Origin of the sequence: Niallia circulans, from assembly GCF_003726095.1 — a bacterium.
In the GTDB taxonomy this organism is placed as follows: Bacteria; Bacillota; Bacilli; order Bacillales; family Cytobacillaceae; genus Niallia; species Niallia circulans_A.
The window spans coordinates 3,570,591-3,591,050 of the sequence record NZ_CP026031.1 but is presented as its reverse complement, the minus strand read 5'-3'; the positions used below and the strand labels follow the sequence as shown (position 1 = coordinate 3,591,050).

At 36.5% G+C, this 20,460-nt stretch carries 26 protein-coding genes; 17 read left to right on the top strand and 9 right to left on the bottom strand.

Annotated features, from left to right (window positions below; translation table 11 throughout):
- Window positions 1-9: 9 nt before the first annotated feature.
- The 4 genes from C2I06_RS25140 to C2I06_RS17180 all read left to right on the top strand — a co-directional run bounded on the left by C2I06_RS25140 (window position 10) and on the right by C2I06_RS17180 (window position 3,076).
- A complete protein-coding gene (locus C2I06_RS25140) occupies window positions 10-210 on the top strand; it encodes a hypothetical protein (RefSeq protein ID WP_141231332.1) in 201 nt (66 codons plus the stop codon).
- A gap of 175 nt (window positions 211-385) precedes the next feature.
- Window positions 386-1,240, top strand: coding sequence for a Cof-type HAD-IIB family hydrolase (locus C2I06_RS17190; RefSeq protein WP_095329505.1), 855 nt, complete (start codon window positions 386-388; stop codon window positions 1,238-1,240).
- 183 nt (window positions 1,241-1,423) lie between these two features.
- Entirely contained in the window at window positions 1,424-1,873 is a 450-nt protein-coding gene (locus C2I06_RS17185) for an SRPBCC family protein (RefSeq protein WP_095329506.1), read from the top strand.
- A 252-nt stretch (window positions 1,874-2,125) separates the two neighbouring features.
- Window positions 2,126-3,076: an alpha/beta hydrolase gene (locus tag C2I06_RS17180; protein WP_123258509.1), complete on the top strand. Its 951-nt coding sequence runs from the start codon at window positions 2,126-2,128 to the stop codon at window positions 3,074-3,076.
- Window positions 3,077-3,375: 299 nt separating this feature from the next.
- Here C2I06_RS17180 and bshB2 read toward each other — a convergent pair whose 3' ends face one another.
- The 3 genes from bshB2 to pdxK all read right to left on the bottom strand — a co-directional run bounded on the left by bshB2 (window position 3,376) and on the right by pdxK (window position 5,367).
- Window positions 3,376-4,041, bottom strand: coding sequence for a bacillithiol biosynthesis deacetylase BshB2 (bshB2, locus tag C2I06_RS17175; protein WP_095329508.1), 666 nt, complete (start codon window positions 4,039-4,041; stop codon window positions 3,376-3,378).
- 49 nt (window positions 4,042-4,090) lie between these two features.
- Window positions 4,091-4,438 (bottom strand): YojF family protein, encoded by a 348-nt coding sequence (locus tag C2I06_RS17170; RefSeq protein ID WP_095329509.1) that lies wholly within the window; start codon window positions 4,436-4,438, stop codon window positions 4,091-4,093.
- 107 nt (window positions 4,439-4,545) lie between these two features.
- Entirely contained in the window at window positions 4,546-5,367 is an 822-nt protein-coding gene (pdxK, locus tag C2I06_RS17165) for a pyridoxine/pyridoxal/pyridoxamine kinase (protein WP_123258508.1), read from the bottom strand.
- Window positions 5,368-5,657: 290 nt separating this feature from the next.
- On the opposite strand from pdxK, the gene C2I06_RS17160 reads away from it, so the two are divergent.
- From C2I06_RS17160 to C2I06_RS17150, 3 genes are read left to right on the top strand one after another with little or no spacing between them, the layout of a single operon-like run.
- Window positions 5,658-6,119 (top strand): molybdenum cofactor biosynthesis protein MoaE, encoded by a 462-nt coding sequence (locus C2I06_RS17160; RefSeq protein ID WP_095329511.1) that lies wholly within the window; start codon window positions 5,658-5,660, stop codon window positions 6,117-6,119.
- Window positions 6,116-6,349 carry a molybdopterin converting factor subunit 1 gene (gene moaD, locus C2I06_RS17155; protein WP_123258507.1) on the top strand — a complete coding sequence of 78 codons (234 nt, stop codon included), beginning with the start codon at window positions 6,116-6,118 and terminating at the stop codon, window positions 6,347-6,349. The genes C2I06_RS17160 and moaD overlap by 4 nt, the downstream gene beginning before the upstream one ends.
- 17 nt (window positions 6,350-6,366) lie before the next feature.
- Entirely contained in the window at window positions 6,367-7,389 is a 1,023-nt protein-coding gene (locus tag C2I06_RS17150) for a MoeB/ThiF family adenylyltransferase (protein ID WP_123258506.1), read from the top strand.
- A gap of 316 nt (window positions 7,390-7,705) precedes the next feature.
- Here C2I06_RS17150 and C2I06_RS17145 read toward each other — a convergent pair whose 3' ends face one another.
- Window positions 7,706-8,029: a YflT domain-containing protein gene (locus C2I06_RS17145; RefSeq protein ID WP_047940799.1), complete on the bottom strand. Its 324-nt coding sequence runs from the start codon at window positions 8,027-8,029 to the stop codon at window positions 7,706-7,708.
- A 196-nt stretch (window positions 8,030-8,225) separates the two neighbouring features.
- On the opposite strand from C2I06_RS17145, the gene C2I06_RS17140 reads away from it, so the two are divergent.
- The 5 genes from C2I06_RS17140 to C2I06_RS17120 all read left to right on the top strand — a co-directional run bounded on the left by C2I06_RS17140 (window position 8,226) and on the right by C2I06_RS17120 (window position 10,699).
- Window positions 8,226-8,975 carry a DUF4230 domain-containing protein gene (locus C2I06_RS17140; protein ID WP_123258505.1) on the top strand — a complete coding sequence of 250 codons (750 nt, stop codon included), beginning with the start codon at window positions 8,226-8,228 and terminating at the stop codon, window positions 8,973-8,975.
- A 13-nt stretch (window positions 8,976-8,988) separates the two neighbouring features.
- Window positions 8,989-9,657: a uracil-DNA glycosylase gene (locus tag C2I06_RS17135; RefSeq protein ID WP_095329522.1), complete on the top strand. Its 669-nt coding sequence runs from the start codon at window positions 8,989-8,991 to the stop codon at window positions 9,655-9,657.
- 107 nt (window positions 9,658-9,764) lie between these two features.
- A complete protein-coding gene (locus C2I06_RS17130; RefSeq protein ID WP_095329523.1) occupies window positions 9,765-9,938 on the top strand; it encodes a uracil-DNA glycosylase in 174 nt (57 codons plus the stop codon).
- 1 nt (window position 9,939) lies between these two features.
- The gene (locus tag C2I06_RS17125; RefSeq protein WP_123258504.1) at window positions 9,940-10,230 is read left to right on the top strand and encodes a YwdI family protein; all 291 of its coding nucleotides are present in this window, start codon (window positions 9,940-9,942) and stop codon (window positions 10,228-10,230) included.
- 97 nt (window positions 10,231-10,327) lie between these two features.
- Window positions 10,328-10,699, top strand: a complete 372-nt coding sequence (locus C2I06_RS17120; RefSeq protein WP_095329525.1) for a DUF423 domain-containing protein — start codon at window positions 10,328-10,330, stop codon at window positions 10,697-10,699.
- Between the two features lie 147 nt (window positions 10,700-10,846).
- Here the strand turns inward: C2I06_RS17120 and gerQ are convergent, their stop codons facing one another.
- Together gerQ and hemQ are read right to left on the bottom strand one after the other, a co-directional pair.
- Entirely contained in the window at window positions 10,847-11,320 is a 474-nt protein-coding gene (gene gerQ / locus C2I06_RS17115; protein WP_095329526.1) for a spore coat protein GerQ, read from the bottom strand.
- A 263-nt stretch (window positions 11,321-11,583) separates the two neighbouring features.
- Window positions 11,584-12,336, bottom strand: a complete 753-nt coding sequence (hemQ, locus tag C2I06_RS17110; RefSeq protein ID WP_095329527.1) for a hydrogen peroxide-dependent heme synthase — start codon at window positions 12,334-12,336, stop codon at window positions 11,584-11,586.
- 347 nt (window positions 12,337-12,683) lie between these two features.
- Here hemQ and pta point away from each other — a divergent pair, with 347 nt between their 5' ends.
- Both pta and lipL read left to right on the top strand, forming a co-directional pair.
- A complete protein-coding gene (gene pta, locus C2I06_RS17105; RefSeq protein ID WP_095329528.1) occupies window positions 12,684-13,661 on the top strand; it encodes a phosphate acetyltransferase in 978 nt (325 codons plus the stop codon).
- A gap of 324 nt (window positions 13,662-13,985) precedes the next feature.
- Window positions 13,986-14,831, top strand: coding sequence for an octanoyl-[GcvH]:protein N-octanoyltransferase (lipL, locus tag C2I06_RS17100; protein WP_095329529.1), 846 nt, complete (start codon window positions 13,986-13,988; stop codon window positions 14,829-14,831).
- 323 nt (window positions 14,832-15,154) lie between these two features.
- Here the strand turns inward: lipL and C2I06_RS17095 are convergent, their stop codons facing one another.
- Both C2I06_RS17095 and C2I06_RS17090 read right to left on the bottom strand, forming a co-directional pair.
- The gene (locus C2I06_RS17095) at window positions 15,155-15,976 is read right to left on the bottom strand and encodes an RsfA family transcriptional regulator (protein WP_095329530.1); all 822 of its coding nucleotides are present in this window, start codon (window positions 15,974-15,976) and stop codon (window positions 15,155-15,157) included.
- A gap of 204 nt (window positions 15,977-16,180) precedes the next feature.
- The gene (locus C2I06_RS17090; protein ID WP_095329531.1) at window positions 16,181-17,515 is read right to left on the bottom strand and encodes an MFS transporter; all 1,335 of its coding nucleotides are present in this window, start codon (window positions 17,513-17,515) and stop codon (window positions 16,181-16,183) included.
- 278 nt (window positions 17,516-17,793) lie between these two features.
- Here C2I06_RS17090 and C2I06_RS17085 point away from each other — a divergent pair, with 278 nt between their 5' ends.
- The 3 genes from C2I06_RS17085 to C2I06_RS17075 all read left to right on the top strand — a co-directional run bounded on the left by C2I06_RS17085 (window position 17,794) and on the right by C2I06_RS17075 (window position 20,076).
- Window positions 17,794-18,018 (top strand): YuzB family protein, encoded by a 225-nt coding sequence (locus tag C2I06_RS17085; RefSeq protein ID WP_095329532.1) that lies wholly within the window; start codon window positions 17,794-17,796, stop codon window positions 18,016-18,018.
- A gap of 208 nt (window positions 18,019-18,226) precedes the next feature.
- Window positions 18,227-19,528 (top strand): HD domain-containing protein, encoded by a 1,302-nt coding sequence (locus tag C2I06_RS17080; protein WP_095329533.1) that lies wholly within the window; start codon window positions 18,227-18,229, stop codon window positions 19,526-19,528.
- A 41-nt stretch (window positions 19,529-19,569) separates the two neighbouring features.
- Window positions 19,570-20,076: a YwgA family protein gene (locus C2I06_RS17075; protein ID WP_047940787.1), complete on the top strand. Its 507-nt coding sequence runs from the start codon at window positions 19,570-19,572 to the stop codon at window positions 20,074-20,076.
- A 58-nt stretch (window positions 20,077-20,134) separates the two neighbouring features.
- On the opposite strand, the gene C2I06_RS17070 is transcribed toward C2I06_RS17075, so the two are convergent.
- Window positions 20,135-20,320, bottom strand: coding sequence for a 2-hydroxymuconate tautomerase (locus C2I06_RS17070; RefSeq protein ID WP_095329534.1), 186 nt, complete (start codon window positions 20,318-20,320; stop codon window positions 20,135-20,137).
- Window positions 20,321-20,460: the final 140 nt, after the last annotated feature.

Here is a 20,460-nt window from a genome sequence, read left to right as displayed (position 1 = left end):
TATATCATAATGAAATTTCGTCTGTTTGCGGTAAAGTTCACTCATTGTTTGAAAAATGTTCACATATCCGTTCACAGAAAAGACAAAATAGAAGATGGTTTAGGAAGAAAGCTGAGAAGGGAAAGAGGACAGCAGGGATATTTCATTAGTGGGTTAGTGAAGGTATTAGATAAGAAGCGCCGCAAGAAAAGAGTGGAAAGCCGCAAGTAAAGGCATTCCTATTCCTAACCTGTGCTCCTGCATATAAAGCAAGCAGATAAATAATTTACAAAAAGACAAGCATCTCTTAAAGTTCTCTTCCTTTTGCTGCTTGTTCTTTCATGTTATGATGATAAAGGAATTAGAAAATTTTGATGAAGCTGAATAAATTATTGAGGGTGTTTAGATGATTAAATGCATAGCAATTGATATGGATGGGACGTTGTTAACATCCACACAAGAAATTACGAAAGAAAATCGAGAAGCAATTAAAGAAGCACAAGATAAAGGAGTAGAGGTAGTAATTGCTACTGGTCGTGCTTATGAAGAAGCAGGAGACCTTTTAAAAGAGGCAGGTATTATTACACCGATGATTTGTGCAAATGGAGCAGAAATTAGAACGAATGAGCATATTATCGTCGATACAAATCCATTAAGTAAAGATCTAGCCAGACAAATGGCTGAAATTTTACATAAATATCAAGTGTATTATGAAGTTTATACTAATAGAGGGACGTATACGCTTGATAAAACAGTAGCAAGATCACTGATTATGGATATTTTTACAGTAAGTGGCCATGTGAAAGATATGGAAGAGATTAAAAAAGCGGCTGAGGAACGACTTAAGGAAATTCATCAATTAGATAGTTATGAAGAATTATTTGAGGATGATGACCAGGTTATTTATAAATTATTAGCATTCCATTTTGATCCCATTGTTTTAGGTAATGTTAGAGAAGAGTTGACTAAGCTTGAAGGAGCAGCAATCAGTGCTTCCGGTAAGGAGAACTTAGAAATTACTTCTGTTGATGCCCAAAAAGGGATTGCGCTTGAGAAATTTGTGAAAGCTCGTGACATTTCTCTTTCTGACACGATGGCAATTGGGGATAATTATAATGATGTTTCCATGTTTCAAATGGCCGGCAGAGCAGTAGCAATGGGAAATGCGGTGGAAGATATTCAACGCCAATGCCACTTTGTGACAGGAACAAATGAAGAAAGTGGAGTTGCTCAAGCAATTAGAAAAGCATTAGAAGAATAATATAGTCAAAAAAGGTAGATGAACATGGATAAGTTCATCTACCTTTCTTTGTAAACTTCTATAGGTTTTAATCCGCAAAGAAAAATTCCATTTCTTCCACTAGAAATCAATTATTCAATTAGTCATTTATCCGTTATAATAGTAATGATAAACCTAAAAAGATAGATCCTATTGAGGTGGAAAATGGCTGATTTTCATGCAAGTGTTATTATTTGTGAGCCCATTGAAGAGGTTTTTGCGTATTTTGCTGACATGGCAAATGCTTCCGCGTATATGAATAAAGTAATATCGGCAGAGAAGTTGACAGAAGAGCCAATTGGCGTTGGCACAAAATATAAAGAAATAAGAAATGTTCGTGGAAATAGAGTGTATGCAGAAATAGAATATCTTACATTTGATAAAAATAAGGCATTTACTAGAAGAAGTAGCTCCAATGGACTGATGGTTGACTATGCTTATCGCTTTTCGGAAATTCCTGAAGGTACACAAGTAGAGTTTGAAGGCACTGTACATGTTAAGGGACTAAAAATGCTGCTTATGCGCAAGTTTCTTGTCAAAATGGTGAAATCTGAAGATAATGATCATGTGCAGAATGCGAAAGAAGTATTAGAAGAAAGAGTAGAAAATTTATAAAATATATCTTTTTGATGAAATGCTGAGGAAAAAGACTTTTCCTCAGCATTTTTAATAAAAAATAAATTGACTTTGAATGAGGAAACAGTTATCATGAAATTAAATTGTGCACAACCTAATTTGCGGGCAGCAGATTAAACTAACTACTTATACTCTTTATGTAAAGGAACAGAAAACATAGGAGCAAAAAATTTTAATCTAATAAGTTGTGCGCAATTAAATTTTAGAAAATTAAAAAAGGAGTAATTTGCTATGAATAACAAAAATGAAATTGTATTAGAAGAAGCGGCTAAAAAATTTACAGAAGACACAGCTGATCCCCCATATTTATTTGAGTTGGAGCCAGCAGAAGGAAGAGTAGCAGTAGATGAAGTGCAATCTAGTGAAATAGATAAATTACCAGTGATAGAAAACGAATTTTTTATTAAAGGTGGACCGACCAATCAAGTATCAATTAAAATTGTTCGTCCAGAGAACAGCTCTACAACTAAATTGCCAGTGATTTTATATACACATGGTGCAGGATGGGTATTCGGTAATGCACATACACATGATCGCCTAATTCGTGAATTAGCAGTAGGTTCGAACGCTGCCGTGGTATTCACCAATTATAGCCTTTCTCCAGAAGTAAGATATCCGGTTGCGATTGAAGAAATATATACGGTGTTAGAATGGATTGCAGCAAAAGGAGAAGAGTATGCCTTTGATATTAATAAAATTTCTGTAGCAGGTGACAGTGTGGGAGGAAATATGTCCGCAGCTATCACATTAATGGCAAAAGAACGCAAAGGTCCTGCTATTCAAAAACAGCTACTATTTTACCCTGTTACAGACGCATCCTTTGAAACAGATTCTTATAAACAATTTGCAGAAGGGTACTTTTTAAGAAGAGATGGTATGCAATGGTTCTGGGATCAATATACTGTTGATCCAAAAGTAAGAGCAGAAATTACAGCATCTCCTTTAAGAGCAACAAAAGATCAATTAGTTGGGCTACCAGATGCTTTAATCATTACAGCTGAGGCAGATGTGTTAAGAGATGAAGGAGAAGCTTATGCGAATAAACTTCGTGAAGCGGGAGTAAAGGTAACCTCTGTTCGTTTTGGTGGAATCATTCATGATTTTGTTATGCTAAATGCATTGGCGCACACTGAGGCAGCAAAAGGAGCGCTTCTACTTGCAAATGCTTGGCTGAAAGCTTAATTTAGGCGATTATTCTTTAATAAAAATCATACAGGGACAAAACAAAATAGATAATGGGAAAAGATGAACAATATCTAATATAGCGATTTAATAACGATTGCTTTCACAACTTTGGGTATTTAGGTAAATAAAAACCCAAGAGGCGAAAGCAATTCGTTCTGTTACTCTACAGACAAACAATGTACTAGGGAAAAAGAAGGGGCTAAGGCGTCTCTTTTCTCGCAGAAGCAGATGTTACCACAAACCTTTTTATATTCGCAATACGTATGCCCCTATCACTTTCCCTGTTTTTTTAAAAATTAAAATTTATATGTCCAATATTTTTCCGTATATAGTCGAGCTAAAACTTCTGGATCCTGATTCTTTATTCCTTCTTGCAATACTGCCACATATTGTTGTGTTTGAGAAAGATGGGCTGCAATCGTTTTGATTTTCTGGTCTGCAAAATTTTCCACATCAATTTCAATATCTGGCTGTCCAAGATCTTCCTCTGTGTTCTTGGAAAACGCTACACAATAAAGTTTTGGTCGTTTAGAAGCTTCTCTCTTTGCGATGGCTTTTACAACAGCTGCTCCTGTAGCATCGTGGTCCGGATGCACAGAATAACCTGGATAAAAAGTAATTACTAAGGAAGGATTTAATTCATCTAGTAATGCTGTAAATTCATCGACTAATATTTCCTCTTTTAGGAATTCGATTGTTTTATCACGATAGCCGAGCATACGGAGATCTTCTAGTCCCATTGCTCTTGCTGCTTCCTCTAATTCATTCCTGCGAATTTCTGGCAAGGATTCTCTTGTTGCAAATGGTGGGTTTCCTAAGTTTCTTCCCATTTGTCCAAGGGTTAAGCAAGCGTAAGTAACTGGAACTCCTTCGTGTAAAAATTTTGAAATGGTTCCAGATACGCCGAATGCTTCATCATCGGGGTGAGGAAAAATAACTAATACTTGTCTTTCTGTTTCCATCTGAGTTCCTCCTTTCATGTAATGAAAAAAAGTATGTTCCATTAATTGTTTATTCAAATGGTGTTTCGCTTATTTCTAAGGCTACTGCTAATTTTCCAGTAAAGTCTAAGCCTGCCAATAATAATCTATTTTTATCGTCAATTTCATAGTGGGTAATACCTTCAGCATAAATCCAGCCTATTGCTGTTTTTAAGCCAATTCGATAAGGGCCGTTTCCTGTAATTTTGCCATATTCATAAGTTAGCTGGGCGTTACGGATATAGGCGCCTGAATTGAAGAAGGTTTCATCATTATGGTTGGCATAAGCGCCATTTGTTGTTTCTAAGTGGATATAGATTTCCTTTCCACTAAAACGGTCGATTTCGTTTTGCACTTTTTCCAGTTGTACAAATTCCACAGAATATCCCTCCTTGCTAATAGTTTATTTAAATAATAAAAAATGGTAAGGGCATACTCTCCTTTTATAATAGCATGGCAAAAGGAGAATATATTGAACTGCTGTTTTTATTTTGCACTGAGCTTTTCTTTTTCGTTACGATATGCTCCATGCATAGTTGGTCCTACATACTCGTTTAATTTAAAACCATTGCGGATAGCTGCTGTAATAAAATCTTTTGCTGTTTGAACAGCTTCCTCTACGGTAGCACCTTTAGCTAGTTCAGCTGTAATAGCAGCCGAGTTTGTGCAGCCTGCCCCATGAGTATACGTTGTATCTATTAGTTCGCTCTCAAAGAGAGTAAATTCTTTTCCATCGTACAGAAGATCAATTGCTTTTTCATGTCCTAACTTACTGCCGCCTTTGATGAGAACATATTTAGGTCCAAGTTCGTGAATTTTAACTGCCGCTTCTTTTAGATCCTCTACTGTTTTAATTGGTTTATCAGTTTGTGCAAGCTGCCAAGCTTCAAAAAGGTTTGGTGTTACTACAGTTGCTCTTGGAACAAGCAATTCACGTAGGGCATCAGCTGTTTCTGGATGAAGAACTTCATCTTCGCCCTTACAAATCATGACAGGATCAATCACAACATTTTTGATATTATTTTCATCAATTAGCTTTGCCGCTGCTTCAATGATTTCAACAGATCCAAGCATTCCTGTTTTCATAGCATCAATTCCCACAGATAACACGGTTTCTAATTGTGCGTTAACTGTATTAATATTCTGTGGAAATACGTTATGGTGCCAATGATTTTTAGGGTCCATTGTTACAATCGTTGTTAAAGCAGTCATACCATAAACACCTAGTTCTTGGAATGTCTTTAAGTCTGCTTGAATACCTGCACCACCGCTTGTGTCAGAACCTGCTAAAGTTAGTACTTTCTTCATTTGTTACGCCTCCTATGTAATGGCTATTATTTCAGCGAAAAGTAATTTTGTTTGATTGAATAATTGTAGACCATTTTAATTAATCATACAACTTTTCAGCACCCTTTGCTTAGTCTGCTTTACAAGATGATTTTGCATACCAATGATAAAAAATATGGAAAAGAGCAAAGAGTAGTAAGAGAATTCTGTCTTTGTTTATGGTAACCTTTAAATATAATCTTTCCGTTTGAAAGAAAAATAGAAAAATCGATAAGAAAAAAAGGTAAGAGTAGATCGAGAGAGGAATTCATATGAGATTTGAAATAACGGACCGTCCAATTAATTTGCAAGAGGTTATTGATAAGGTTGTAAGAAGAAATGCAGGTGCGATTACTACTTTTATTGGTACGGTAAGGGAAATGACTGCTGGAAAAAAAACATTATTTTTAACATATGAGGCATATGTGCCGATGGCTGCGAAAAAACTTGCGCAAATAGGGGAAGAGGTAAAGGAGAAGTGGGGAGACATTGATATTGCAATTACTCATCGAATCGGCAAGCTGGAAATCAGTGATGTAGCGGTAGTGATAGCAGTTTCGACTCCTCATCGAAAGGATGCTTATGAGGCCAATCAATATGCGATAGAAAGAATAAAAGAAATCGTGCCAATTTGGAAGAGGGAACATTGGGAATCTGGTGAAGAGTGGATTGGGAACCAGAAAGGAACGAAAAGGTATGAAGATGGCACACCAAGTGAGGAGGAATTAAATTGATCCAATTACTTTTCTTTGCTGGAGTGAAAGAAATAATAGGAAAAGAGGCAATGGAATTGGAATGGCAAGGGCAGACGATTGCACAGCTTAAGGAATATTTATTAAATGCATTTCCTTCGCTGTCTCTTCAAGGAGTAATGGTTGCGGTAAACGAGGAATTTGCATTGGAAGAAGATACAGTGGAAGAAAACGATACAATTGCCTTTATTCCACCTGTTAGCGGGGGATGAGGAAGGAGTAGTTACAAATGGATCAAAGCAGATATTCACGCCAAGTTTTGTTTTCCTCTATTGGAAAAGAAGGGCAGAGAATAATTGGCAGGAAGCATGTATTAATTATTGGTGCAGGTGCATTAGGGTCTTCCGTTGCAGAGATGTTATGCAGAAGCGGTATCGGAAGCTTAACCATTATAGATAGAGATTATGTCGAAAAAAGCAACCTGCAGCGGCAGCAGCTATATACAGAAAAGGATGCTGATGAGAAAATACCAAAAGCATTTGCCGCCGAAAATAGACTAAAGGAAATTAATAGAGACTGCACAGTGAAAGGAATAATTGGTGAGGCAACGGCTGCGCTATTAGAACAGTTAGTTGAGAATATCGACTTAATAATAGATGCTACTGATAATATGGAAATAAGAATGATAGTAAATGATATGGCTGTTAAGCATAGAATTCCCTGGATTTATGGGGCCTGTGTCGGGAGTTCGGGGATGAGCTACACAATAATACCAGGTGAGACACCTTGTCTTCATTGCTTATTGAAAACAATGCCTATGACTGGTTTAACTTGTGATACGGTTGGAATTATTGCGCCAGCTGTACAGATGGTCGTTTCTCATCAAGTAACAGAGGCGTTGAAGCTTTTAATAGAAGACAAAGCTGCTTTGCGCGGAACTTTTTTAACGTTTGATTTATGGAATAATGAATATCACAATGTGAAAGTAAGCCGTGCGAAGGGAAGTGATTGTCCTACATGTGGTGAAAAACGGACATATCCTTTTCTCGAAAAGGAGAATCAGACAAGGGTAGCTGTATTATGTGGAAGAGAAACGGTCCAAATTCGCCCCTCTATTCCAAAAAATATTCCTTTTCAACGATTAACTGAAAGCTTTCAAAAGAAAGGCTACAAAGTTCGACAAAATCCTTTCCTCCTATCTGTTCAGCTAGAAAGGAACAGAGTAGTATTTTTTAAGGATGGGAGAGCGTTAATTCATGAAACAAATGATGCTGTCTATGCAAAGAAGCTCTATGACCAATTATTAGGATAATAAAAAAATCCCGCTAGAAGAAAGCGGGATTTCAGACTGTCGACAAACTCCTAATTCAGTAATTAGGAGTTTGTCTTAGTTTATACATATACATTCTTTTAAATAAGAGTTGATTTCCGTTGCAGGGATTCGCTTTCCGTGGGGCTCGCGCTGAGCCGCTTCGCCCTAAAGGCCTGCAGGGTCTCAGACTGTCTCGCAGATCCCACAGGAGTCTCACCCCTTCCACTCCAATCAATGCATAATAATTCCTTTTGCATTTCCTAAATTCCTTTTGTCAACAAGCTGAAATCCCGCTAGAAGAAAGCGGGATTTCTTTTTATTCTTGTGAACCAACGATTACTAATTTACCTGTATCTAATACTTCCTCGTATTTGGCCGCTTCGGCATCTGTTAAGCCAACTGATTGTAATTTAGAACGCAATTCATCTCCTCTTTTTCGGAAAACGTTGCTGATAGAATCAAGTAAACCTTGCTCCTTCATCGATACATTTCCAGTTTCCGTTGCATTTGTTAAATCCTCAGAACGGTCTTTATCGTGAGCAAAAATGTAAATATTCTCTTTTTTGTAGCCTTGATTTTCTAATGCATTAATAATATTTGTTGCTTGTACACCGTTTTCTACTACTTCTACTTTATACATAATGATAGCCTCCTAAAATAGTGGAATTTATCTATGTTTTTTATATAGCCTCTTAAAATGGTAATGAAACAATTTTTTCGTTGGTAATTTTTTCATAGTCTGCGATTTGGGAAATACTACATAGACAAATATCCCCACAATCGACAAATTTCCCTATATAATAGAAGGAGACAATAATAGGATCAGGAGGGGTTAAATGGTAAGTAAAAAAGAAAAAGAACGAATCAACCGGGAGTTAAGTGCAGGGAAAAGGGAACAGGCAAGTACAGCAATGGAGTTAAATAACAGAAGGGGAATTCGCTTTCCTTTTTTTGGTTTATATAGACTAAGGAATCGGTTAAATAAAAAAATCATGCTTTTTTTAAGTGTGTTAATCATACTTTTGATAGCCGGAATAGTAGGTTTGTGGAAAGTAGCCTTTCCGAAAGAGTCTGTTCTAAAAACAACAGCTTATCTAGAACAGATGAAAGATTTATCCACTTTAGCCACCTCTCAAGCTTTTGTAAAAACAATTCTAGAAAAAGAGGATAATGAAATTTTTGGTAAGGAAATTGAAACGGATTTCCCTGGAACAAAAAGAAAAATATTGTTAGTTGTACCAGGGACACTAACAGCTGGTGTAGACTTATCACGAGTTACGGAAAATCAATTAAAAGTAAATGAGGATGAGAAAAGCATCCATATCGAGTTACCAAAGGCAGATTTTCTTCAGGATCCTTCCATTGATTTTGACAATGTAGAAACATATTCTGTTGCAGGCATTTTTAGAGGAGATGTAAAGTGGGAAGAAGCATATAGTTTAATGGATGAAGCAAAGGAAACGATGAAGGAAGAGGCTGTAGACCAGGGGATTTTAGTGAAAGCAGAGGAAAATGCTCAAAAAACATTGAAGGAATTCTATGGAAGACTAGGCTATACGCTTGAAGTCAGCTTTGCAGGAGAATAAAGGAGGAGATAGTATGGCAGCATCATGGGAGCAATTATTGGAACAGGAGCGTCAGAAGGAGTATTTTATCCAATTGGAAACCTTCTTAGAAACAGAATACAGAGAATCTACTATTTATCCTAAAAGAGAAGATATTTTTAATAGTTTAACCTATACTCCTTATGACAGAGTAAAGGTTGTTATTTTGGGACAGGACCCTTATCATGGCCCGAATCAAGCTCATGGCTTAAGCTTTTCCGTTAAGCCAGATGTAAAAGTTCCGCCATCTTTAAAAAACATTTATAAAGAGCTTCACGCTGATCTTGGCTGTTCTATTCCGAACCATGGCTATTTAAAAAGCTGGGCAGACCAAGGAGTGCTTCTATTAAATACCGTTTTAACAGTGAGAGCGGGACAAGCAAATTCTCATCGTGGAAAAGGATGGGAAGTATTTACAGACAAAGTAATAAAGATGTTGAATGACAGAGAAGAACCAGTTATTTTTGTGCTATGGGGAAATCCAGCTCAAAAAAAGCTTGCTATTATTGATCAAGAAAAGCATGGCACCATTTTATCGACACATCCAAGTCCACTTTCTGCTCACCGTGGTTTTCTAGGAAGCAGACCATTTTCTACTATAAATAGGATGCTTGAAAATAATGGACAGTCCCCGATCAATTGGTGTATAGATGATTTTTTGTGAAAAGAAGAATATAATAAAGGAAATATATATGAGGGTCATTTCTATTAGATAAATAGAAGTATCTACTCATCATGTATTTCCTTCTAAGGGATTAGAAGGGGTTTGGAATGGAAAAGAAGAAGGTTAATTGTTATAAATGCAAATTCTACTATGTTACATGGGATAGTCAGTTCCCTAAAGGGTGCAAGGCATTCCAATTTAAAGGCAGAATGATGCCATCTGTCGAGGTAAAAAGAGCATCTGGACAAGAATGCCTGCGATTTCAGGCAAAGGAGGGATGAAGTGAATATATCAATCCAGCAATTATTAGCTAAAATAGAGGATCAGCTGACAGAAGCAAAAGCAAGCAATTCTGACGCAAGAATAAGAGAAAGAGTTTACGCAATTAAATCCTTATGTGAATTGGTTTTAGAACAGGAAAGAAAAGAAGGCATAACCTATCAGCAACCCGTTCAGCAACCATCCTTCCAAGCTGTTCAAGCACCAATAAGCATTCCAAAACAAACTATACAAACACAAACAAATAAAATAAAAATGGACGAAGGAAATGGCGATTCCTTATTTGATTTTTAAGCATACTTGTTTTACGATCGTAAATAAAAGGGGTAAGCAATATCCAAACTATTTACATAGATTCTGTTAGCAAAAAGCCTTAAAAAAGGAGATAAAAATGAAAGCTTTCATTATTATTGGAGCAATTAATGCATTATTATCCGTCGCTTTAGGAGCGTTTGGTGCCCATGGCTTAGAGGGGAAAATCACAAATAAATACCTTGAAGTATGGAAAACTGGCGTTACCTACCAAATGTTTCATAGTACTGGTTTAATTCTAATCGGTTTACTCTTAGGGAAGTTTCCAGAAAGCGGTTTGTTAAACTGGGCAGGCTGGCTGATGTTCATTGGGATTATCCTCTTTGCAGGAAGCCTATACATATTGGCTGTTACCCAAATAAAAGTATTAGGCGCTATCACACCACTTGGCGGAGTAGCGTTTATAGTAGCGTGGCTCTTAGTGATTATTGCTGCATGGAAATGGATGTAATAAGAGTATATTAAAAAGGATAGGTGAGCAGATCATAATGTTCATCCTATTCTTTTTTGTCTCTATAAAAAGAGAAACATTATTAATCTTAATAAAGAACAAAAAAAGTACATCACTAAATGAGTGATGCACGGGAAGGCTTTTTGGTTATCTAGGCGGGGATGTTGCTAACCCTGGCATGCCAGCGGCAAAAGGATATTCATACTCTATTTCTTCATCAAATGTAACATAATCGATATAGAGCATTAGAATTAAATAGCGAATTCCAGATTGTGGATCACTTAAGATAACATGATCTCGCCCTGCTGCTTCAATAATTCCCTTGAAGATTTTGGCATTCCATTCTCTATTGTTTTCAAATGTTGCATAGACAGTAGCAATTTTCCCTTTGTTAAGGCGTAAAATATTCTCGATATAGGATGCTTCTATTGGCAACTGTCCTGGTAATGTAGTAGGTGTAGCAGGCGGTGTTGGTGTTGGTGCCTGTGTAGGCATAGGCATTCCTTGCTGTATTGGTACTTGTTGTTGAAACCCTTGCTGATTTCCATAGGTAGGAATTTGCCCAGAAAAATTCCTATATCCTTGTGGATAACCATAGTTCCCATAATTTGACTGACTCATTTTCATCCCTCCATTATCTTCTATCCACTCTTCACTACATACTTCCGCCATTCGAAGTTGACCATAAATTTTAGAAAGTAGACGGTGAATGTTGTTTCATTCATAGGTCATCGCTCACTATTTCATCCTATGAGAAAAAGGAATAAGTTATGACAAGGAGAGTTGAATTTTATATTTAAATTAATGAGAAAATTTTATAAAAAAAATGAAGAACTCCTAAATTATCTATCAGCTAGATTCTTTAGGGAATTCTCCATATTGTGTTAGTTTACATGTAAATATTTAGTGATTGCTTCTTGTTTTAGAAGGGTTCCTACAAAGAAAGAACCAAATTCACCATAACGGGCGCTTACTTCATCAAAACGCATTTCATATACTAACTTTTTAAATTGAAGAACATCGTCTGAGAATAAGGTTACTCCCCATTCATAGTCATCGAAACCAACAGATCCTGTTATAATCTGTTTTACTTTCCCTGCATATTGGCGGCCAATCATGCCATGGCTGTGCATTAGGCTTCTACGATCTTCCATAGGTAGCATATACCAGTTATCTTCTCCTTGACGACGTTTATCCATCGGATAGAAGCACACATAGCTGGATTCTGGTAGGATTGGGTATAGTCTAGATTTTACATATGGGTTCTCATATGGATCTTTATCGGAATCGGAAGGCAGGTAATTGCTTAATTCTACAACAGAAACATAGGAATGAGCTGGAACCGTAAACTCAGCTAATTTGGTTTTATTAAATTCTGTTTCTAATTGCTGTAATTCTTCCATAGTGGGACGGAGAATCATCATCATGAAGTCCGCTTTTTGCCCAACAATTGTATATAATGCATGGCTGCCGCTATTATTTTCTTGAACAGTGTTCCATTTTTCCAATAGACCTAGGAATTCAGTGATAGCTTCTTGTCTTTCTTCGTCAGGTAACATTTTCCAGGTAGTCCAATCTACTGTCCGGAAATCATGAAGACAATACCAGCCATCTAATGTTTTTGCTGCTTCACTCATTTATATGTTCACTCCTTATTAATAACGTTAATACGATTTTAACTATATCATAGTTTCTCCAGATTTTAGTGGAATAACCCTTAGGATAATTGTGAACTTATTGTGACTTCTAAAAAATGGAAGTTTCAGTTTGGTCAAAAGAGTATAAGGAAGATAAATATAGGGAAATATCACATTGTATAAATAGAACTACAACCAATGTTTTTTCTTCTCCATCTTCTTCTGAGTGAGATGAGTAGATCTTGCTTTATATGGGATAAAAATAGAAGAAAGTAAGGAAAATTTCTTGAAATTTTATGATGGTAGAGTATCCTATTAAGTGTACATAAAAAGGAGGAAGAAAATTAATGAGTGATTTATTTACAGGTTTAAAGGAAAAAGTAACTGGTCAAAACGTAAAAATCGTTTTTCCAGAAGCTTTAGATGAGCGAATTTTAAAAGCTGCTGGTCGTTTAGCAGAAGATAAAGTGTTAATCCCTGTTTTAATTGGTGACATAGAAGAAATTCAAACAAAAGCAGACAATCTTGGTGTTTCATTAGAAAACGCAGAAATTTATGATCCAAAGAAATATGCTCAGTTTGATGCACTAGTTGCTTCTTTTGTGGAAAGACGTAAAGGAAAAGTAACGGAAGAAGATGCTCGTAAAATTCTTTTAGATGAAAACTATTTTGGAACAATGCTTGTATATGCTAATCAAGCAAATGGTTTAGTAAGTGGCGCTATTCACTCAACAGCAGATACAGTTCGTCCAGCTTTACAAATCATTAAAACAAAACAAGGTGTGAAAAAGACATCTGGTGTATTTATCATGGTGCGCGAAGATGAGAAATATGTATTCGCGGATTGTGCAATCAATATTACTCCAGATAGCCAAGATCTTGCTGAAATCGCTGTGGAAAGTGCGAAAACAGCAAGAATGTTTGACATTGATCCACGTGTTGCAATGTTAAGCTTCTCTACAAAAGGCTCTGCAAAATCACCAGAAACAGAAAAAGTAGAAGGTGCATTAGCAGAAGCTAAATTAAGAGATCCATTATTAGTAATCGATGGTGAATTCCAGTTTGATGCTGCATTTGTTCCATCTGTAGCAAAACAAAAAGCTCCAGATTCTCCAATTCAAGGTGATGCAAATGTATTTGTATTCCCTAGCCTTGAAGCTGGTAATATTGGCTATAAGATTGCCCAAAGACTAGGTAACTTTGAAGCAGTAGGACCAATCCTTCAAGGATTAAATGCTCCTGTAAACGATCTTTCTCGTGGATGTAACGAAGAAGATGTTTATAAATTAGCTCTAATTACAGCTGGTCAAAGCTTAACAAAATAAATTTAAAAGCAGGCGTCTCCTTAGAATGGGAGGCGTCTTTTTTGTTTATGTCATCTACCTTTTATCTTATCCCTCTCATAAAATTTTCAAGTTATACAACATATGGGTAGTATCTGTCCCGGATTAAAGAAAAAGTAATTAGAGCGAATGAACGAAGCAGATTTAAGTTTATTCCTAAAAAAGGATGCAAAAAAATATCAAAAAAGAGAGGATTACTTTTGAAATAGCTATAAATTCGTTATAATAAATCATTGTGATGAATAAAGAGGACTAAATTTTTTTAAAATAGAATAGATAGTTGGTATAAACAGAAGGAGCTAAGTGATGGTTGGCAATACTAGTTTATTAAAACAAGAAAAATGGAGAATTATTGATCAGTCTACAACAGGTTTACATGTATCCGCGCTTACATCTTTTGGTATGGATGATACCTTATGTTCTTCCGTGGGAAGCGGGATGGCACCAGCTACGGCCAGAACATGGGTGCATGATCGGACAATTGTATTAGGAATTCAAGATACGAGATTACCACGTTTGAAAGAGGCATTAACTTTTTTAAAGGAGCAGGGATACCACTATATTGTTCGTAATTCAGGTGGTCTAGCTGTCGTATTAGATAAGGACGTGTTAAATATATCACTTATTCTCCCAGAGCAGGAGAAACGAATTGATATTAACAGTGGTTATGATACGATGTTTGAATTGATTAAATATATGTTCCGTGAGTATGGAAAAACGATTGAAGCAAAAGAGATTGTTGGTTCCTATTGCCCTGGCAGCTATGACTTAAGTATTGATGGAAAAAAATTCGCTGGAATTTCCCAGAGACGCTTAAGAAACGGAGTTGCTGTGCAAATTTATCTTTGCGTAAATGGAAGTGGACAGGATAGAGCAGGGATCATCAAACAATTTTATTCTTCTGGTCTACAAGGAGAGACGACAAAGTTTGAGTATCCCGAGATAGACCCTGAAGTAATGGCATCCTTAGCAGAATTGTTAGGAGTATCTTTAACAGTTGATCAAGTTATGACCAAATTGTTACTAGCTTTAAAGGATCATGCAGAATTTTTATTTGCAGATCAATTACAAGGAGAAGAGCTTTCGCTATTTGAATCTTATTATGATCGGGTTGTGGAAAGAAACGAGAAAATCATGCAGCCATTTCGCTAAAACCAAAAAGAGGATAAGGAAGGGGGTTTCAAGTAAAGAAAATCCCTTTTCTTATCCTCTATTTATAATCGAGAAATGTGCTGCCAACTATTAATCCTCTCTCTTTTTAATAAATTTGGACCGCTACAGGTAGATTAGATAATGGCTTCACAACCTCTCCCTACGATAAGTCAACATCGACTCACTGGCGTTCGCCGTGTATCCTTTATCTCAGTCGAAGCCCTTCGACGTATAGGATGTACTAGTGTCGACGTTGCCACAGGACGTGGCGTTTTTAGTCGACCAGTTTGTACGCTGATGAGCAAGGCGCTTCCGCTTTTTAGTTACTCTGCGACTTTTTCGAGGTTTCCGTTTCGGTCCATTTTAAATTTGGTTGGGCGCTCGTCTTCTTCTAGGAGGACGAGTTTTCGGGCTCTGTTCATAATTTTCATCAGTGTCTCGTAATCTTCTTGCATGGTTTCTGAGTTGTTTTCGATTTGATGGAGCTTGTCTTCTAATTCCTTGTTTCGACTTTTAATGGAAGTCATTTCTCTTTTTAATCTTTCATTCTCGCTTTTTAAGATTTCCATCTGGATGGTAGCATTTCGGAAATTTTGTAAGTAGGAAAGAACCATGTCGAAATTTAGTGTGCCAGCTTGGCTATGATTTACAGATGAATAGACAGGTGCTTGTTTCGCTTCATACGCTGGTAATGGCTGCTCATCTTCTTCTGATTGATAGTTTGCAAGCTCTTCTTCTTGTGGACTATTAACATTTGTATCTAATGTTTCTGCTGTAATGAATGTTTCCATAGCATCTAAATCCATAGAACCCATTTCTAAGCTAGTGGATACAGTAAGTGCTTCGAAATCATCCACTGTTGGCACAGGTGGTGAATATAATAGCTTTTTCTTGCCGCCTTGATCTTTTCCTAACATCCGTTGTCGTTGCTTTCGTTGTTTTTTGGCAAGCTGAAGTGCTTTTTCATATTGATGGCGAACGACTGCATTCCAGCGGAATCCACAGGCTGCCGAAGTTCTGTTTAGTTTATCCCCAACTTCTTCAAAGGCATTTAACTGTGTGCTCCCTTCTCGTACATGTCTTAAAACTGTTTCTGCTAATAATAGGTCATTTTCTTCTGACCATGCATCTTGTCTAACTTTCATTGATAACTCAACTCCCAACTTAATCACGATAAATAAATATTTCTAGTCCCATCTTTTCCAGAAACTTGGATGTTTATACAAAAGAAATACAAGGATAGTAGATTTTTTTATAGAATTGAAAAAAGGGAAATTAGCGGATAAAGAGGATTAAAAAAACAGCCGGCGATAAACCGACTGTTTTTGGAACAAAGAAGATGGGAATCTCTATACATTTTTTTCAACTAAAGCTTCTTCGTTTCGAATGAAGAATGCAGAAAGAAAAGCAAATATGCTAACAATAAATCCAAATAGGAAGAGATGGTGAATGCCATCCATAAAGGTTGTACCACTATTTAGCAATGATCCCATAATCGTTACGCCAATAGCTGTTCCCATGTTTCGGCAAAACATAAAGAAGGAGGTGGAAATTCCCTTTTCATGGTTTCCAACTAGTGCCTGGGCACCAATCACACCTACTGTACTTAGTAAGCCGAAGGCAAGACCTTGTACGACCATAAGAATAAATACGTACCAGAAGCCATTTGATTCATTTAATAATACTAATAATATTCCTGAAAGCAGCAATAGGGCATTTCCAATAATTAATAGAATGCGATAGCCATATTTTAATATCCATTTCCCTGCAGGAACAGACATGGCCATCCATCCAACCGATAGGCCAAGGAGAGAAACCCCACTCCATAATACAGACAACCCTGCCTGATTTTGGAGGAATAATGGAATATAGCTCGATGTTCCAAATAAGGCCAATGTTCCAACAAATCCATTAATAAACATCCAAGTGATCGTCTTATTTTTGAAAATGGATAATGGAACAATAGGAGATGTTTGTCTTTTTTCAAAGAAATAAAAGGTGATTAACAGAAGGACACCTATTATAGCATAAAGATAAAGGTAGCTTTCAAGGACTGTAACTAGTAATAAACAAGTTATTCCGATTCCAAATAGCATTGCTCCGATGTAATCCACCTGTGCCTTTTTAGCTTGATAAACTTCTTTATATGGAATTAAAGTTAGGAGTGCAATAATGCATACTGGTAAATTGATATAAAAAATCCATCTCCAACTCATAAATTCTACAAAGAGAGAACCAAGAGTAGGGGCTAATATGGCGGATAAAGCCCACATGCCAGTAAATAATGCTTGGATTTTCCCTCGCTTTTCAATAGAAAAAAGATCCCCAGCAATGATTGCAGGAAATGGCATCATGAATCCAGCTCCCATCCCTTGCAATGCTCTAAAAATAACTAATTGAGTCATAGTGGATGAGATTCCGCATAGCAGGGAACCAATTAAAAAGACAATAATTCCAAAAGCAAACAGCTTTTTTCTTCCAAATAAATCGGAAAGTCTTCCTGCAATTGGTGATAGAATTGTGCTTGCTATCATATAAGCAGCAAAAGACCAAGCGTATAATTCCGTACCGCCAAGTTCTTCTGCAATAATTGGCATAGTTGTATTCATAATAGTCGTATCAATAGAGGCAATAAGCATCGCAAGAACAATGCTGCACATTACTAATATTCTACTTTTGTTCATTGTATAACCTCCCTATATTCAAGAGAAAATTATAACCCATATTGCTTAATTAATATAGAGAAGCGAGCTAGTTTACAAAAATTATTGTTATAGTAGTGGGGGAATAATACTGTTGGACTAGTGGATTTTCTCCACAAATTCGTCACTATTTTACAATCTTTTGCATCTTGCATTGCTAGTGGAGAAGGGGTAAAATACCATATAGTAATAAGTGAGAATGTTGTCGAATAAATTTTCGATAACGTAATTGGAGAGCATGTATAGAAAGGGTTGTCCAAATGGCAAACGAATTTCGTGTTTGCGACGATTGTCAGGCAGTGAATTTAAAAACGTTAATACCCCGTTTAAAGCAAATTGATCCAGATGCTAAAATTGATATAGGCTGTCAATCCTATTGCGGTCCTGGTCGTAAAAAAACATTTGCTTTTGTCAATAATCGTCCACTAGCTGCATTAACAGAAGAAGAGTTAATGGATAAGATCAATGCGAAGCTGAAAAAATAATCTTCGTATAAAACAACAATGAAAATGAACAGAGCCTTAGTAAAACAGAGGAGTTTCCACTGGATAGTTATTTTATGGAGAAAGCCATGATTCTTTTCCCTTTTAAAATGCCTACACGGAACCCTCTTTTTCTATCTTTAGAATATGGAATTACTCTAATTACTAGAATGAATAAAAAATAGCCAATGAATGAAAGAGAGTGAGAAAGATGCCATATTCGACGGATAAGCTAAATGAAGAGAAAGTATTTAAAGATCCAGTCCATCGCTATATTCATGTTCGCGACAGAGTGATATGGGACTTGATTGGAACAAAAGAATTTCAGCGACTGAGAAGAATTAAACAGCTGGGCACGACTTATCTTACCTTTCATGGTGCAGAACATAGCAGGTTTAATCACTCTCTAGGAGTATATGAAATTGTTAGAAGAATCATTGACGATGTTTTTGAAGGCCGAGAAGAATGGAACAATGACCAAAGGTTGCTTTCTTTATGTGCCGCTCTCTTACATGATTTAGGCCATGGCCCTTTTTCTCATTCTTTTGAAAAAGTGTTTGATCTTGATCATGAAGAATTTACACGCAGAATTATCTTAGGAAAAACAGAAGTTAATAAGGTTTTGACAAAAGTAGAGAAGGACTTCCCTAAAAAGGTTGCCGAAATAATTGCCAAAACCTCCAAGGAAAAACTAGTAGTTAGTTTAATTTCCAGTCAGATAGATGCAGACCGAATGGATTATTTGCTAAGAGATGCATATTTTACAGGGGTTAGCTACGGGAATTTCGATATGGAACGAATTTTGCGCGTAATGCGCCCGCGTGAAGATCAGGCTGTTATTAAAAAAAGCGGAATGCACGCGGTAGAAGACTATATTATGAGCCGTTATCAAATGTACTGGCAGGTCTATTTCCATCCAGTGACAAGAAGTGCGGAAGTAATTCTTACGAAAATTCTACATAGAGCGAAATATTTACACGAGCAATTCTACTCTTTTAAATATCACCCTATTCATTTTTACTCAATTTTTGAAGACGAAACATCGTTAGAAGACTACTTAAAATTGGATGAGGCTATTATTCTCTACTATTTTCAGATGTGGCAAGAAGAAGATGATGCCGTTTTGAAGGATCTCTGCCGCAGGTTTATGAACCGAAATCTTTTTAAATATGTGGAGTTTGATCCAGCTAAAGAATATAAAAAGCTTCAAGAATTATCTGGTTTATTCCAAAAAGTAGGTTTGGATCCGGAGTATTATTTAGTTGTCGATTCTTCGTCAGATCTTCCCTATGATTTTTATCGACCTGGAGAAGAGGAAGAGCGATTACCGATTCATCTATTGATGAAAAACGGAGAAATTAGAGAGCTTTCCAGAGAATCAGAAATTGTTGATAGTATTTCTGGAAAAAGAAGAACCGATCACAAGTTATATTTTCCTAAGGATATTTTAAAGGATGACAGTTCCAAAGGGGAAATAAAAAAACAAATTCGTCAATTGTTGGATATTCAATAGATGTATGTCTTAGGATTAAATGGAGTAGGAGATGACCCAATTTGTTAAAAGATCATGCCAAAGTAATGAAAGCAATTGCTGCTTCGGGCGAAATTATTGGAAGAAAAAAGCTGCAAAAAATGATATATATCGCAAAAAAGCTCGATTTTCCATTTCATGAAAAATATCAGTTTCACTTTTTCGGTCCCTATTCAGAAGAACTAACCTTGCGAATAGAAGAATTATGCAATATGGGTTTTTTGAATGAAGTAAAAGAGAAAAAGGGAGGATATTTCCAATATCGATATACTTTAACCGATAATGGAAAGGAATTTTTGGACCTTAATGAGGTGGAAATGCCTGATTTGTCTCCTTGTCTAGAAGATATGAATGGCCAGAATTCTCGCTTCCTTGAGCTTGTGTCAACCGTTCTTTTCTTTGATAGCCTTCCAAAGGAAGAAGTGAAGGAAAAAGTATTCACATTAAAGGCCAAACAAAAATATACGGAAGAAGAAATAGAGATTGCCTATGCGTATATTGAAAGCTTAAGAGAGAAAAGAAATCATTAAAAAAAGGTCCTGCCGTGCAACGATTTGATTTGCTGGGCGGGACCTTTTTGAACTGCTTTTACTGATCGCTTAGGCGTTTGCCTGCAACAGCATAATGGTTTGTAGGCATTTCTTCAATAAAGACTACTACTTTTTCCTTTGATGCGCCTGTTGTCTCCACAACTGCTTCTGTTACTTTCTCTACTAAATTTTTCTTTTGCTCCTCCGTTCTACCTTCTAACATTTTTACAGTGACATATGGCATTTGTTCAAATCCTCCTTAGTTTTGATTGTAGTTTTTCATATTTCTTGGAAAAGTGCAAGTTTCTAATCAGCGTATATGCATGTAAATAGAGTCTTATGAAGAGGCAACAAAAGAAAATTTTCCTTTCCAATTTAATATCA

Coding starts and splice junctions, on each gene's coding strand:
- C2I06_RS25140 (WP_141231332.1), top strand. CDS start 10: ATGAAATTTCGTCTGTTTGCGGTAAAGTTCACTCATTGTTTGAAAAAT.
- C2I06_RS17190 (WP_095329505.1), top strand. CDS start 386: ATGATTAAATGCATAGCAATTGATATGGATGGGACGTTGTTAACATCC.
- C2I06_RS17185 (WP_095329506.1), top strand. CDS start 1,424: ATGGCTGATTTTCATGCAAGTGTTATTATTTGTGAGCCCATTGAAGAG.
- C2I06_RS17180 (WP_123258509.1), top strand. CDS start 2,126: ATGAATAACAAAAATGAAATTGTATTAGAAGAAGCGGCTAAAAAATTT.
- bshB2 (WP_095329508.1), bottom strand. CDS start 4,041: ATGGAAACAGAAAGACAAGTATTAGTTATTTTTCCTCACCCCGATGAT.
- pdxK (WP_123258508.1), bottom strand. CDS start 5,367: ATGAAGAAAGTACTAACTTTAGCAGGTTCTGACACAAGCGGTGGTGCA.
- C2I06_RS17160 (WP_095329511.1), top strand. CDS start 5,658: ATGAGATTTGAAATAACGGACCGTCCAATTAATTTGCAAGAGGTTATT.
- C2I06_RS17150 (WP_123258506.1), top strand. CDS start 6,367: ATGGATCAAAGCAGATATTCACGCCAAGTTTTGTTTTCCTCTATTGGA.
- C2I06_RS17145 (WP_047940799.1), bottom strand. CDS start 8,029: ATGTATAAAGTAGAAGTAGTAGAAAACGGTGTACAAGCAACAAATATT.
- C2I06_RS17140 (WP_123258505.1), top strand. CDS start 8,226: ATGGTAAGTAAAAAAGAAAAAGAACGAATCAACCGGGAGTTAAGTGCA.
- C2I06_RS17135 (WP_095329522.1), top strand. CDS start 8,989: ATGGCAGCATCATGGGAGCAATTATTGGAACAGGAGCGTCAGAAGGAG.
- C2I06_RS17130 (WP_095329523.1), top strand. CDS start 9,765: ATGGAAAAGAAGAAGGTTAATTGTTATAAATGCAAATTCTACTATGTT.
- C2I06_RS17120 (WP_095329525.1), top strand. CDS start 10,328: ATGAAAGCTTTCATTATTATTGGAGCAATTAATGCATTATTATCCGTC.
- gerQ (WP_095329526.1), bottom strand. CDS start 11,320: ATGAGTCAGTCAAATTATGGGAACTATGGTTATCCACAAGGATATAGG.
- hemQ (WP_095329527.1), bottom strand. CDS start 12,336: ATGAGTGAAGCAGCAAAAACATTAGATGGCTGGTATTGTCTTCATGAT.
- pta (WP_095329528.1), top strand. CDS start 12,684: ATGAGTGATTTATTTACAGGTTTAAAGGAAAAAGTAACTGGTCAAAAC.
- lipL (WP_095329529.1), top strand. CDS start 13,986: ATGGTTGGCAATACTAGTTTATTAAAACAAGAAAAATGGAGAATTATT.
- C2I06_RS17095 (WP_095329530.1), bottom strand. CDS start 15,976: ATGAAAGTTAGACAAGATGCATGGTCAGAAGAAAATGACCTATTATTA.
- C2I06_RS17090 (WP_095329531.1), bottom strand. CDS start 17,515: ATGAACAAAAGTAGAATATTAGTAATGTGCAGCATTGTTCTTGCGATG.
- C2I06_RS17085 (WP_095329532.1), top strand. CDS start 17,794: ATGGCAAACGAATTTCGTGTTTGCGACGATTGTCAGGCAGTGAATTTA.
- C2I06_RS17080 (WP_095329533.1), top strand. CDS start 18,227: ATGCCATATTCGACGGATAAGCTAAATGAAGAGAAAGTATTTAAAGAT.
- C2I06_RS17070 (WP_095329534.1), bottom strand. CDS start 20,320: ATGCCATATGTCACTGTAAAAATGTTAGAAGGTAGAACGGAGGAGCAA.